Annotated in this window: 13 protein-coding genes; 9 read left to right on the forward strand and 4 right to left on the reverse strand. The window is 67.1% G+C overall.

The annotated features are described in order from the left end of the window. The first annotated feature begins 120 nt into the window (after positions 1-120). Complete coding sequence (locus KDN32_RS02260) at positions 121-915, forward strand: SDR family NAD(P)-dependent oxidoreductase (RefSeq protein WP_211730494.1); 795 nt, start codon at positions 121-123, stop codon at positions 913-915. Between the two features lie 96 nt (positions 916-1,011). On the opposite strand, the gene KDN32_RS02265 is transcribed toward KDN32_RS02260, so the two are convergent. Continuing rightward, on the reverse strand, positions 1,012-2,220 hold the full coding sequence (locus KDN32_RS02265) for an NAD(P)/FAD-dependent oxidoreductase (RefSeq protein WP_211730495.1): 1,209 nt from the start codon (positions 2,218-2,220) through the stop codon (positions 1,012-1,014). A 260-nt stretch (positions 2,221-2,480) separates the two neighbouring features. On the opposite strand from KDN32_RS02265, the gene KDN32_RS02270 reads away from it, so the two are divergent. From KDN32_RS02270 to KDN32_RS02285, 4 genes are all read left to right on the forward strand, one after another. Next, positions 2,481-2,834 (forward strand): LysM peptidoglycan-binding domain-containing protein, encoded by a 354-nt coding sequence (locus KDN32_RS02270; RefSeq protein WP_211730496.1) that lies wholly within the window; start codon positions 2,481-2,483, stop codon positions 2,832-2,834. Positions 2,835-3,191: 357 nt separating this feature from the next. Next, the gene (locus KDN32_RS02275; protein ID WP_211730497.1) at positions 3,192-3,716 is read left to right on the forward strand and encodes a hypothetical protein; all 525 of its coding nucleotides are present in this window, start codon (positions 3,192-3,194) and stop codon (positions 3,714-3,716) included. Then, positions 3,713-4,516 carry a hypothetical protein gene (locus KDN32_RS02280; protein WP_211730498.1) on the forward strand — a complete coding sequence of 268 codons (804 nt, stop codon included), beginning with the start codon at positions 3,713-3,715 and terminating at the stop codon, positions 4,514-4,516. The genes KDN32_RS02275 and KDN32_RS02280 overlap by 4 nt, the downstream gene beginning before the upstream one ends. 31 nt (positions 4,517-4,547) lie before the next feature. After that, a complete protein-coding gene (locus tag KDN32_RS02285) occupies positions 4,548-6,047 on the forward strand; it encodes a hypothetical protein (RefSeq protein ID WP_211730499.1) in 1,500 nt (499 codons plus the stop codon). Positions 6,048-6,168: 121 nt separating this feature from the next. Here KDN32_RS02285 and KDN32_RS02290 read toward each other — a convergent pair whose 3' ends face one another. Further along, a complete protein-coding gene (locus tag KDN32_RS02290) occupies positions 6,169-6,402 on the reverse strand; it encodes a hypothetical protein (RefSeq protein ID WP_211730500.1) in 234 nt (77 codons plus the stop codon). A gap of 467 nt (positions 6,403-6,869) precedes the next feature. On the opposite strand from KDN32_RS02290, the gene nrdR reads away from it, so the two are divergent. The 4 genes from nrdR (at position 6,870) to KDN32_RS02310 (ending at position 11,739) form a co-directional block, all read left to right on the forward strand. Further along, complete coding sequence (nrdR, locus tag KDN32_RS02295; protein ID WP_211730501.1) at positions 6,870-7,355, forward strand: transcriptional regulator NrdR; 486 nt, start codon at positions 6,870-6,872, stop codon at positions 7,353-7,355. A gap of 97 nt (positions 7,356-7,452) precedes the next feature. Further along, positions 7,453-10,326, forward strand: coding sequence for a vitamin B12-dependent ribonucleotide reductase (locus tag KDN32_RS02300; protein ID WP_211730502.1), 2,874 nt, complete (start codon positions 7,453-7,455; stop codon positions 10,324-10,326). 127 nt (positions 10,327-10,453) lie between these two features. Then, positions 10,454-10,708 (forward strand): helix-turn-helix transcriptional regulator, encoded by a 255-nt coding sequence (locus KDN32_RS23475; RefSeq protein ID WP_211730503.1) that lies wholly within the window; start codon positions 10,454-10,456, stop codon positions 10,706-10,708. Next, positions 10,708-11,739 carry a YDG/SRA domain-containing protein gene (locus KDN32_RS02310; RefSeq protein WP_211730504.1) on the forward strand — a complete coding sequence of 344 codons (1,032 nt, stop codon included), beginning with the start codon at positions 10,708-10,710 and terminating at the stop codon, positions 11,737-11,739. The genes KDN32_RS23475 and KDN32_RS02310 overlap by 1 nt, the downstream gene beginning before the upstream one ends. An 18-nt stretch (positions 11,740-11,757) precedes the next feature. On the opposite strand, the gene KDN32_RS02315 is transcribed toward KDN32_RS02310, so the two are convergent. Together KDN32_RS02315 and KDN32_RS02320 are read right to left on the reverse strand one after the other, a co-directional pair. Further along, positions 11,758-12,204, reverse strand: coding sequence for a (deoxy)nucleoside triphosphate pyrophosphohydrolase (locus KDN32_RS02315; RefSeq protein ID WP_307853630.1), 447 nt, complete (start codon positions 12,202-12,204; stop codon positions 11,758-11,760). A 129-nt stretch (positions 12,205-12,333) separates the two neighbouring features. Next, positions 12,334-12,651, reverse strand: coding sequence for a hypothetical protein (locus tag KDN32_RS02320; RefSeq protein ID WP_211730505.1), 318 nt, complete (start codon positions 12,649-12,651; stop codon positions 12,334-12,336). Between the last annotated feature and the right edge of the window lie 390 nt (positions 12,652-13,041).

Raw genomic sequence — 13,041 nt, forward strand, 5'->3', positions numbered from 1 at the left:
CTCAGTCCTCCCGCATGGTGCCCCGCTCCGTCCGCCCGGACCGGGTGAGGCCACCGTAGACCTCCCGGCACCCGTGGATCAAACACCTGTTCGAAGCAGCGTGTCGCTAGCGTCGCGTCCATGACGGGTGCTGGGGCGACGAGCTGTGTGGTGACGGGTGGGGCGCGTGGGATCGGGCGCGGCATCGCGGAGCTGCTGGTCGCGCGTGGTCACCGGGTGGTCGTGAGCGATGTCGACGCCGAGGCGGTCGCCGCGACCGCCGCGGAGATCGGCGCGGTCGCCGGCCTCGCCCACGACGTACGCGACCCGGACGCGCACCGCGCGGTCGCGGCCGAGGCGGTGCGCCACGCGCCGCTCGCGGCGTGGTTCAACAACGCCGGCGTCGGCGACGACGGGACCCTCGCGGCGCTGACGGACGAGCAGGTGCGCCGGCTGGTCGAGGTCAACCTGCTCGGCACGATGTGGGGGACCCGTGCGGCGCTGGACGCGTTCGGGCCGCGCGGCGGCGACGTGGTCAACGTCGCGTCGCTCGCCGGCCTCACGCCCACGCCGGGCTACGCCGTCTACGGCGCCACCAAGGCGGGAGTGGTGGCGCTCAGCGGGTCGGTCAACGCCGAGTCGCCGCGGGGCGTACGCGTCCACGCGCTGTGCCCGGACGGCGCCGACACCGCGATGCTCGCCGCGCAGGACCCGGCCGGGATGGGTGCCCAGCTGGTGCACTCCGGTGGCGCGATCCTGAGCGTGTCGCAGGTCGCCGAGGCGGCGGTCGCGCTGCTCGGCTCGCGGCGGGTGGTGCGTACGGTGCCGGGCTGGCGCGGGGGAGTCGCGCGCAGCGCCGCGCTCGCCCCGGGCGTCTCGCAGCACCTCGTCGGGCTGTTCGCCGCGCAGGGTCGCCGCGCGATGAGGCGGCGCTGACTCTTCGCCGGGCAACCTACGGACGGCCCCCGGCTCCTCTGGGCCGGACGGCCGTCCCCTCGGTGCCCGGTGCGCGACCGGGCGTGGTCGCTCGGGTCAGGGCAGGCGCACCTGCCCGTGCTGCATCTTCCAGAGGAAGTACTTCTCGAAGCCGAGCTTCATCAGGTGTGCCTGCGGGCCCGGGATCAGCACCCCGTGCTTGCGCGGCGGCAGCATCTTGTCGGCCAGGATCACGACGCCGTTGTTGCCGGCGTCCATGACGCAGACGGCCGGGATGTCGCCGAACGCCTTGTGCTCCTTCGGCTCCTCGCCGCGGACCTGGGCGGCGATGTTGAGCGCCGCGACGTGGGCCTGCTGCTCGGTCGGGAAGCCGGTCTTCGGGATGCCGACCGGGGTCGGGGTCTGCCACGGGACGTCGACCGCGGCGGCGACGCCGACCGCGTACACGTCGTCGAACGCCTCGCTCTGGTAGGTGTCCCGGACCGTCACGAACCCGTTGGCGTCGCTCAGCTCACCGGCCTTCTGGACGACGTCCTGGCCGGAGAACGGCGGCACGATCATCGCGTAGCCGAAGTCGATCGTCCGTCCGTCGGCGAGCACGAGGCGGCCGTCGTCGACGTGGTCCATCGCGGTGTTGAGGACCGGTTCGATGCCCTCCTTCTTGAGGAACATCCCGAGCAGCGACTCGCCGTGGGGGAGCCCGCCGATGCCGAAGTGGCCGAGGAACGGCTCGGCGCTGACGTAGGTGAGCTTGACCTTGTCCTTCAGGCCGGCCTTCTTCAGCTGGTAGGAGGTGTTGAAGAGGAACTCGTAGGCCGCGCCGAAGCAGCCGGCGCCCTGGGTGGCGCCGATGACGACGTCGCCGGGGTTGTCCTTGAACCGGGTCCAGCCCTCACCGGCGTGGATCGCGTCCTCCATCGTGGTGATGGTGTGGGCGTTGCCGTCGGGGCCGAGGCCGGGGATCACCTCGAAGCGGTTGCGGTAGCCGGTGGCGATGACGAGGTAGTCGTAGTCCTGCGGGCCGGCGGTGGTCTGCACCCGCTTGGCGACCGGGTCGATCTCGGTGGCCTCGGCGTGCACGAAGTCGACGCCGTGCTCCTCGAACGTGGGGCCGACCTTGAAGGTGATGTCGGCGCGCGAGCGCTTGCCGAACGGCACCCAGATCAGGGAGGGCGTGAAGAGGAACTCGTCGGACGACGACACGACGGTGACGTCGACGTCTCCCTCGAGCTCGTGCTTGACCGTGAGCGCGGCGCTGAGACCTCCGAAGTTGCCTCCGAGGACCAGGACCTTCTTGCGGGACATGGGCGTGTCTCCTTCTCGTGTCGTCCTGCCTCGATGCTTCTCTCCCTCGTCCCTCCCCGGCAGGTGCGTTGGTCCCTCGATGTCGGGACGAATGGCGTCGAACATCTGTTCGTCCAGGTGCTTGACGCGTTCGAACAGGTGCTCTACCGTCGTACACGTGTTCGATCGAACGTCTGCTCGACACCGATCCACTGTCGGTGGTCATCACTAGACATTCCCTCGTCCGCACCGACCCGGCTGATCTTCCCCAGGAGGCCACCATGAGCACCCTCAGCCTTTCCCCCGCCTTCACCCCGGCTCCCGCCCGCGCCCGCTCCACGGTGCGCCTCACGCGGCGCGGCCGGCTCGTGGTCTTCCTGACCGCGCTCCTCGTGACCCTCGTCGTCGCGATCGCCCTCGCCGGTGGTGCCGTCGGCACCGACTCGGCGGGCGAGCAGGTCCCGACCGAGACCGTCACCGTCGCCCCCGGCGACACCCTCTGGGACATCGCCTCCGGCATCGCCGTCGACGGCGACGTGCGCGCCGCGATGACCCAGATCGAGCGGCTCAACGCCCTCGAGTCCGCCAGCCTCGCCGCTGGCCAGAAGCTCCGCGTCCCGGTCGTCTCCGACTGACGCGTGAGGCCTCCACCAGTCGCTTCGACCCCGGCTGGTGGAACCAAGGGGAAGACCGAGGGGCGGGCCTGGCGGCCCGCCCCTCGGCGCATTTCTGGCTCTGTTGGTCGAGGAAGGACGAAGTCCTGTCACGAGACCTCGACGCGACCGCCATATCCGACGCCGTCGGATACCCGAGCGGCGTGGGCCCGGGAAGAGTCAGTGGGGAACATCGCTCGGCATATGTCACGAAGACCTTCCCCGCTACCGCGAATCGCGGCGGCGGCGAGTTATCCACAGATTGCAGCTCGAGGCTGGTTCAAGCCGCAGCGAGATGGGTAACTTCACCGTGCTGACGTTGTCTCGGGAAGGCATTCCATGCACGTACGCCGCGCGCTCGCGCTGACTGTCATCGCCCCGCTGGTCCTGGCCGGGTGCTCCGACGGCGACCCTGAGGCCGAGCCGACGCCGAAGATGCCGGAGACGAGCAGCTCGTCGCCGACTCCGACCGAGTCCGAGACGGTGGAGGCGGAGAGTGCAGAGGACTTCATTCGGCGTTGGGCCGCGACTGAAGCGAAGATGGAGAACACGGGCGAGACGGCCGAGTATCGGCAGTTGTCCGCCGATTGTGAGGCATGCGTAGACCTCGCCGACCTGGTGGAGAAGTGGTACGCCGCCGGCGGCTTCATCGAGTGGGATGGGTGGCGGGTTCTCGAAATCAAGGAGAGCTCGAGCCGGAGTTCTGACTTTATGGTGCGCGTGCGATCCAGTCCCACTAGGTACAAAGAATCTGCTCGGGGGCCGGTCAAGACGTTCGATGGCGGGCCGGGGGCGCACAGGCTGGTCCTGAGGCGTGAGGGCGCCTCGTGGGTCGTCACCCACAAGTCCGAGGTCTCACAGTGAGCCGCGCGCTCCGTGTTCTCTTGCTTGCAGTGGTCGCTGGCTTCTTGGTCACGATTTCCTCGGCGGCGCTCGCTGACTGCGGCGTGCAGGCCGAAGTCGGCGAAGTCACCGAAACTTGCGACTTCTCATCCGGCGACATTGAGGGGCAGAAACTGGACTACCCGATGGCGCAATGGTCGGTGGTGCAGATCTGCAAGGACGGAGGACGTCGTCCAGACGGACTGTGCTACAACCCAGATGACTGCACGACTGCCGCCGGTGTGCCTGGAACCCGCTACACGCTGTTTCGTGATGGCGAGAATGTTGGGACGGCCTGTCTAGCTGCTGGCGAGGTCGAGAAGGTTGACGACCCGCCCCCGGTCAGGGATCTCGTGATTGAGGCGTTCCAGGCCCTCGACTGGAAGCCGTCGGAACTAACTGTCCAGCCCAAGAACGGCAAGACACTGGTCAATCTGAAGACGAACTTCTTTACCACCAACACGGACGTCTCCAGCATTCCCGTCCAACTAATCCGCGCGCGCGTGGTCGTCAGCGCCCGTCCGATCGCATATCGCTGGAACTTCGGCGACGGGTCGTCCATCACGACCTCGAGTCCCGGCGCGCCGTACCCGAGCCTCGACGTCTCCCATGCCTACGACCGAACGGATGAGGTCGTCGTCAGCGTGGACACGCAGTACGGCGACGCCAGCTTCACTGTCAATGGGGGACCGCCGGAGGCCATCCCATCGACCATATGGGTCGATGGCGCCACCCAGGACCTCGCCATCGTCGAGGCACTGCCGCAGCTCGTCATTCGCTGATCGACAACTCTCACTCACTCTCGGGGGACACATGCTGGGTTCTGCACGCCTTCATCACGTCACCGCAGCACTCGCCATCGCCGTGGTGCTGCTCGCGTCCGGCTGCACATCAGGGGCTGGCAAGACCGAGAAGGACAACGTCGGAGCCGGAGCAGTAGCGAAGCCCTCCGCCGCCCAGGCCGACCCGGCTGCCATCGCCTGGACGACCAAGGTCAAGGCGATCGGCCAGCCCGTCGAAGCAGGACCAGCGCTGCTGGTCCTGTCGAAGACCGGGGGAGGGGGTGTCGAGCTCGTCAGCCTCGACAAAGAGACGGGGCGTACTAACTTCCGGGTGCCGTTCCACCCCGGTGGCTCACCGACGGGCGTGACGATGCAGCCGCGGGCCACGGAGACGGACGCCGGCCGGCACCTCGCCGTCCTGCGGCGCTACGACCTCGACGCCGAAGGTCCGGCGCTCGTTGCAGTCGACGTGCGTACCGGCAAGGTCGTCTCCAGCGCGGCGTTTGCGATTGACGACTACGAGGCGTGCTCGGACGGGCACGACGTGTGCTGGTCCGGCTATGACAGCCGGCCCGGCGGGATCGTGGACAGCCCGTTCGGCCCGATGCGCGACATCATTCCCGGCAGTGCGCCGAGGCGCTGGGATCTCGAGTCCGGGCGCGTGACCGAGCAGACCCTCCAGGAGGGCGCGTTGCGGGTCGGTGAGCCCGACCTCTTCGCGCGTGGTGAGGGCCGGATGGCGACGCTCGCCCGCCTGCCGGGCACGCGGAAGACCGGCTGGTCCCAGTCCGTCTCGCTCGCGGTCGACTACGGCGTGGCGTCCAAGCACGGGTGGAGCTTCGCCCACGACGAGGAGTCGAACGTATACGTCGGATCGATGGGCAAGCCGGTACCGCGCACGCTCGTCCGACGCTACGAGCGGGGCAAGAAGGTGAGCCTGAAGTACAAGTCCCGCTTCAGCGCCTCTGGCATCGACGGGCGGACGGGCGAGCAGCTCTGGCGGCGCAAGGGCGCCGACCCGTGGTGCTCCCTCGTCCGGTCGTACAACGAGACGAACGCCCGGACGCTGTGCGTGGTCGGTGGATCTCGCATCGACGTCAAGGGCAAGAAGATGACCACCGAGGACCTCGTCGTCGAGCTCCAGGGAGTGGCGCCTCGAACCGGTGAGGTCACGTGGTCCCACACGCTCGACGGCGAGGACGCCGAGCGGGCGTACGTCGACCACCGCGCCCCGCTTGCGCCCTATGGCGTGGTGCTGCCGTCCGACGACGGCCCGGTCGCGCTCGACCAGCGCGACGGGGCGCTGGAGCAGGTGGCGGACGACACGGTGCTGCTCTGCTCCAGCGGCCCCGACCAGGTCACGGCGTACGGCATCAAGCGTGCGGCCGGGACGCTCTACGAGACCTGTGACCCGGACGGCAGGCGGTCGTCAGGCGAGCTGTCGGTGTTCGGCGCCTCAGCTGTGGAAGGCGAGGGGCACGTGCGCTACGTCGCCATGCCCGGCCGGGTCGTTGCGTACGAGGTTGGCTGAGCTGAAGATCATGGAGCCCTGGAGCCACCCGGCGACTCAGTAGCTCCACGATCCGCGCTGAGCCGAGGAGTGCGGCTCCTGCGGTCCACCAGACGAACCGCCCAGGCCGCACAAGCACAGATCAGCGCGCCGCGCGCTTCCCGCCCACCGGCCGCGGGGGAGCGTCGGGGGCAGGGGGCTCGCGGGTGATCCCTAGCGTCCGCGACAGCCGCGCGACCAGCATCAGGCCCACGAAGAGGCAGGCGATCGCGCCGAGGCAGGCGAGGGCCATGAACATCCAGGCCGACGAGCCGGAGCCCCCACGCCCGGCCGTACCGAAGTCGATGGCGGCGTAGACCAGGTATCCCCAGGCCACGACGCAGACGGTGATGCCGACGCAAATCGCCAGCGTCGCCGGCGAGAGGCCACGGGACGCGGGGGCTGCACGCCTCGACCCTGCCCGCTTCCCCGTCACGGAGGACATTGTGCCCGGTCGACGAAGAGACGAGCGGTCGAATAGCCCGTTCGGGCCATGTCGAGATGGCCCGAAGGGCCGCGACACGCCGGGGCGAAAACCGGCGCAGAGGCACTGACCTGCGGTTTTGCCGACGAGACGCCCAAGCCCCGATTTGGTCCCCTCGAGCGGCTTGCCAACCGTTGTGGCGGCGACGTACGGTAACCACTACATCTAGTACTTACACCGCTGTAGTTATCCACATCTGGTGCACATGCCACGGGCAGCTACGCACAGGGAAAGCCTAGATGTCCACAGGAAGATCCACAGGCGCAGACCCGTTATACGGGTGTATGAAGCGCGCCCAGACGCCCGGGAGGAGGGCCGCCATGCACTGTCCCTACTGCAAGAACGAGGACACCAAGGTCCTCGACTCCCGCGTCGCCGATGACGGCGGCTCGATCCGCCGCCGCCGCAGCTGCTCGGCGTGCGACCGCCGGTTCTCCACGGTCGAGAAGATGCAGCTCACGGTGCTCAAGCGCTCCGGCGCCACCGAGCCGTTCAACCGCGACAAGGCCATCGCCGGCGTCCGCAAGGCCTGCAAGGGCCGCCCGGTCACCGACGCCCAGCTCGCCTGCCTGGGCCAGGACGTCGAGGACGCCCTGCGCCTGAGCGGGCAGGCCGAGTTCGACGCCAACGACGTCGGCCTCGCGATCCTCGCCCCGCTGCGAGCGCTTGACGAGGTCGCCTACCTCCGTTTCGCCTCCGTCTACCGCGCCTTCGACTCCGTCGAGGCCTTCGAGGACGAGATCGCCATGCTGCGTCTCGAGCGCGCGACCGACGGCACGAGCGAGACCCCAGCCCAGTCGGGCTGACCCCAGACGGCCCGGCAGGTGGTGGGGAAGCTGCCTGCCGGGCTCACCAATTGATGCGAGACGACTCGCAGACGCTCACCACCACACAGGAGATGGCATGACCGAGACGGTTTCCACCGGCGCCAAGGGATCGGCGAAGGGCAAGGGCCTCAAGCTGGAGCGCGTCTTCAGCACCAAGGGCACCCACCCCTACGACGCCATCACCTGGGAGCGTCGCGACGTCGTCCAGACCAACTGGAAGACCGGCGAGACCGTCTTCGAGCAGCGCGGCGTGGAGTACCCCGACTTCTGGTCGGTCAACGCCTCCACCATCGTGACCACGAAGTACTTCCGCGGCGCGGTCGGCACCGACGCCCGCGAGTGGAGCCTCAAGCAGCTCATCGACCGGATCGTGAAGACGTACACCAAGGCCGGCCTCGACCACGGCTACTTCGCCTCCGACGCCGACGCCGAGATCTTCGAGCACGAGCTGACCTGGCTGCTGGTCAACCAGTACTTCTCCTTCAACTCGCCGGTGTGGTTCAACGTCGGCACCGCGTCGCCGCAGCAGGTCTCCGCCTGCTTCATCCTCTCCGTCGACGACTCGATGGACTCGATCCTCAACTGGTACAAGGAGGAGGGCTTCATCTTCAAGGGCGGCTCCGGCGCCGGCCTCAACCTCTCCCGCATCCGCTCCTCCAAGGAGCTCCTCTCCTCCGGCGGTACGGCCTCGGGCCCCGTCTCCTTCATGCGCGGCGCCGACGCGTCCGCCGGCACCATCAAGTCGGGCGGCGCCACGCGTCGCGCGGCCAAGATGGTCGTCCTCGACGTCGACCACCCCGACATCGAGGAGTTCGTGATGACGAAGGCGAAGGAGGAGGACAAGATCCGCGCCCTCCGCGACGCCGGGTTCGACATGGACCTCGGCGGCGCCGACATCACGTCCGTGCAGTACCAGAACGCCAACAACTCGGTCCGCGTCAACGACGAGTTCATGCGCGCCGTCGAGGACGGCACCGAGTTCGGCCTGCGCTCGCGCGGCACCGGCGAGGTCATCGAGACCGTCGACGCCCGCAGCCTGTTCCGCAAGATCAGCGAGGCCGCCTGGGCCTGCGCCGACCCGGGCCTGCAGTACGACGACACGATCAACGACTGGCACACCAACCCCGAGACCGGCCGCATCACCGCGTCCAACCCGTGCTCGGAGTACATGTCGCTCGACAACTCGTCCTGCAACCTGGCGTCGCTGAACCTGCTGAAGTTCCTCAAGGACGACGACACCTTCGACGCCGCGCTGTTCGCCAAGGCCGTCGAGTTCATCATCACCGCGATGGACATCTCGATCTGCTTCGCCGACTTCCCGACCGAGCCGATCGGCCAGACCACCCGCGACTACCGCCAGCTCGGCATCGGCTACGCCAACCTCGGCGCGCTGCTGATGGCGATGGGCCTCGGGTACGACTCCGAGGGCGGCCGCTCGATGGCTGCCGCGATCACCAGCCTCATGACCGGTACGTCGTACAAGCGCTCGGCCGAGCTCGCCGGCATCGTCGGCCCGTACGCCGGCTACGCCCGCAACGCCGACGCCCACAAGCGCGTGATGCGCAAGCACCAGGCGGCCAACGACGTCGTCCGCGTGCTGCACACCGAGGACGGCCGCGTGCACAAGCTGGCCACCAAGGCGTGGGCCGACGTGATCAAGATCGGCGAGAAGAACGGCTTCCGCAACGCGCAGGCCTCCGTGCTCGCGCCGACCGGCACCATCGGCTTCATGATGGACTGCGACACCACCGGCATCGAGCCCGACTTCTCCCTGGTGAAGTTCAAGAAGCTCGTCGGCGGCGGCTCGATGCAGATCGTCAACCAGACGATCCCGCGGGCGCTGAAGAAGCTCGGCTACCAGCCCGAGCAGATCGAGGCGATCGTCGCCTACATCGGCGAGCACGGCCACGTCATCGACGCCCCCGGCCTGAAGACCGAGCACTACGAGGTCTTCGACACCGCCATGGGCGCCCGCTCGCTCAAGCCGATGGGCCACGTCCGGATGATGGCCGCGGCGCAGCCGTTCCTCTCCGGCGCGATCTCCAAGACGGTCAACCTGCCCGAGACGGCCACGGTCGAGGAGATCGAGGACGTCTACATGCAGTCCTGGAAGCTCGGCCTCAAGGCCACCGCGGTCTACCGCGACAACTGCAAGGTCGGCCAGCCGCTCGCCGACGCCAAGGCGAAGAAGGCCGACGCCGGCGCCTCCTCGTCGGTTGAGCCTGTCGAAACCACCAAGGTCGTCGAGAAGGTCGTCTACGCCCCGACCCGCAAGCGCCTGCCGAAGTCGCGCGTCTCGCGCACCACGTCGTTCACCGTCGGCGGTGCCGAGGGCTACATGACCTCCGGCGCCCACGAGGACGGCCAGCTCGGCGAGGTCTTCCTCAAGCTCGGCAAGCAGGGCTCGACCCTGGCCGGCGTGATGGACGCCTTCTCGATCGCGGTGTCGATCGGCCTGCAGTACGGCGTCCCGCTGGAGACCTACGTCTCGAAGTTCACCAACCTGCGCTTCGAGCCCGCCGGCCTCACCGACGACCCCGACGTGCGGATGTCGCAGTCGATCATGGACTACATCTTCCGCCGCCTGGCTCTCGACTACCTCACCTTCGAGGAGCGGTCGATGCTCGGCATCTACTCCGCGGAGGAGCGCCAGCGCCACCTCGAGACCGGCTCCTACGAGCCGCTCGTGGAGGAGACCGGCAACGCGTCCGAGCTCGTCGAGGCCGTCTCGGTGGTTGAGGCGCGGAGCGAAGCGAGCCTCGAAACCACTCCCGTGGAGGCCGACGTGAAGGAGGCCCCGCAGGGCGTCCACACCTCCGCCGAGCTCCTGGAGAAGATCACCGGCACCGCCGTCGACTCCCCGCTCTGCATGACCTGCGGCACGAAGATGCGCCCGGCCGGCTCGTGCTACGTCTGCGAGGGCTGCGGGAGCACCAGCGGCTGCAGCTGATCTGTTGATACCACGAAGGGCCGGGGCGAAAGCCTCGGCCTTTCGTGGTTTCGGTGAAAGAAGCTGCCGCAGTCGAGAGAACATATATGTTCTCGTGGTGAAGGTGTGGCTCAATAAGGGTTGAGCTGTGCCCAACGCCAAGACCGGTACTCACCGGCCACTTCCTGAGCCCGCTGCCAGATCACTAGCCACCGCCCTGCGCTCTCGACGCGAAGCAGCTGGTCTTACTCAAGAAGACCTGGCGAGCACTGCCCAGATATCAGTCCAGGCAGTTCGTCGGATCGAAGCTGCAACCGCCAACCCAACGCTTGGCACGCTCTACGCCGTCGCCACTGCACTGGACGTCTCTTGGACCGAGCTCATCCTTGAGGTCGGTGACTGATGGCTACGCAGTACCACTTCGGCGAACTGCCGGGGGAGCCTGTCGGCTCGAAGTACGTCAACCGGGCGGCGGCCGCGGCGGCAGGCGTTCACCAAGTGCGCATGCAGGGTATCGCCGGGAACCGCAAGGTCGGCTGCGCCTCAATCGTCATGTCTGGCGGGTATGACACGGACGAGGACCACGGTCACGAGATCTTCTACACGGGTCGTGGTGGTCAGAATCCGGTGAATCCGCGCGGCCCGCATATCGCTGACCAAGACCTCAGCCTTAACGACAACGCCGCACTAGTGACGAGCGAGTCGACCGGCAAGCCGCTTCGCATCGTCAGGGGAGCGGGGCACAAGAGTCCGTTCGCGCCGGCAGACGGGTACCGATACGATGGTCTGTACCGGGTCGCTGCGCACTATCCAATCAAGCATGCGCAAGACGGATTCGTGCGATGGATGTTTCATCTCGTGCAGCTGACTGCTGAGGAGGCGTCTCCGTTTACACCAGCGGAGAATCGGGCGTCGAACGCCGAGGCCTTCGTGATGCAGGGCCTGGGTTCGGGCACGTTGGGAGACGGTGAGGCCACAGCGAACGGTGATCCTTTCTTCAGTGCGCCGACGCTGCTCGTCATGCCCGATGGCGCGGCAAGTCCCGGCACCAAGACGGTCGTCACACAGCGAGTCATTCGCGACACAAAGGTCACCGCAGCCGTGAAGGCGATGTACGACAACGCCTGCCAGTTCTGCGGTACCCGCCTGGCCACACGTGACGGACACTATTCCGAGGGCGCCCATGTGCGACCCTTAGGCAAGCCGCATCACGGGCCCGATGTGATGGGGAACATTCTGTGTCTGTGCCCCAACCATCACGCTGCGTTCGATAAAGGCGGAATCTATGTCGATGACGACCTGAACGTGCGACACCAGGACGGCACGAAGATCGGGTCTCTCGAGCTACACGACCAGCATGAACTCGACACCAACAGTTTCAGCTATCACCGCGCTCACCACGGACTCGAGGTCACTGCGGTTCCACCGCTATGAGCCGTCAGCCGTTTGGAGTTACCGTCGCGGATCACCAGCAAGGCGGTTGATTACGATCTCAACCGCTGGGAGATCAGCGGGTGCCCAGGCCAAGCTTGCAAGCTGATCAGGTCCTGCCCAGAGCCCATCTACGTGCTCGGTAAGGACGGGTTCGTCGTCGACCAGATCGCAAAAAAACGTCGTGAGGCGGACAATCCCGAAGTCGTACTCGTGGACTGTAGCTGTAACCATTTCGCCTACGGCTACTCCGCACTGCAGCTCTTCGTCGATCTCTCGCGCAAGAGCGGTCGCTGCATCTTCTCCAGCTTCGACCTTGCCGCCGGGGAACTCCCACAGTCCAGCAAGGCGTCCGCACGGGCCACGCTTCGCGCAGAGGGCCAAGCCATTGCGAACGATCACCGCGCCGACGACCTCGATGTATCGAGCCATACCGACATTTATACGGGCAGAATGGGTCTGCTGCATGATCAGGCGAGAGTGCCGTGGGGCACGTCAAGACGTCACCTATCCGTCCAGGAGGCCCAGGCGCGCAACACCGGGAGTGCCTGACGCCGTATGGACGGTAGTTGTTTGCTCGGATCTGCGTGCTGAGACCTAGTCCGCGCGGCGGAACAGGTACGTACCGTGCCGTACGGATGTGTAGATCTCCCTCGTCGTGCCATCCGTGTCTGTCGTGGTCGTAATCAAATGATCGCTGCGGTAGTCGACGTCGTCGAGCATCCACCCGACTGCCTTGATCGCGCTCAGGACGCGAGAGGTGTCGTCGTCGACCTGCAAGTCGATCTGGAAGAAGGCGTCTCCTCGTGAATAGGCAGACTCAGCCTTTCCGACCGGCGTTGAGGCATGGAGCGCGTCGAGAAGGAACCCGCTTACTCCCACTGTGACCCTCTTGGCGACCTTCGCTGCAGTCACAGTGCTCTCGCGTAGGTGAAGCCGTCTCCTAAACCGCCTCACCACGACTGCTCCAGAGCGTCGGGTGTCGCGCTTGGGTTGCGCGTCAGCGAGTCTGAGCTCCGCTGTAGCTCGTCGACTGCGTCCAACATCTGGTGCGCCTCGGAGGCGGTCGGCGACAATTCGTATGCGTGGTGATGGCACGCTTCAGACAGCCTCGCCCAAACGTACTGGGCGCGAGCAGTCAGGTTGCGGTCGTCCTCGTAGGCCACTTCGAGGCACGTGAGCTTCGCCCTCGCGCTCGCACTGGGCCCCGCGTCAACCCCTCGGGCAAGCAGGAGTGCGCCGATCGCCTCCTCCAAAGCGGAACGAGCCATCCAGCACGCCCGGCGATTCGCGCCAGAGTCTCCT

The sequence above is a fragment of the Nocardioides palaemonis genome (assembly GCF_018275325.1).
In the GTDB taxonomy this organism is placed as follows: domain Bacteria; phylum Actinomycetota; class Actinomycetes; order Propionibacteriales; family Nocardioidaceae; genus Nocardioides; species Nocardioides palaemonis.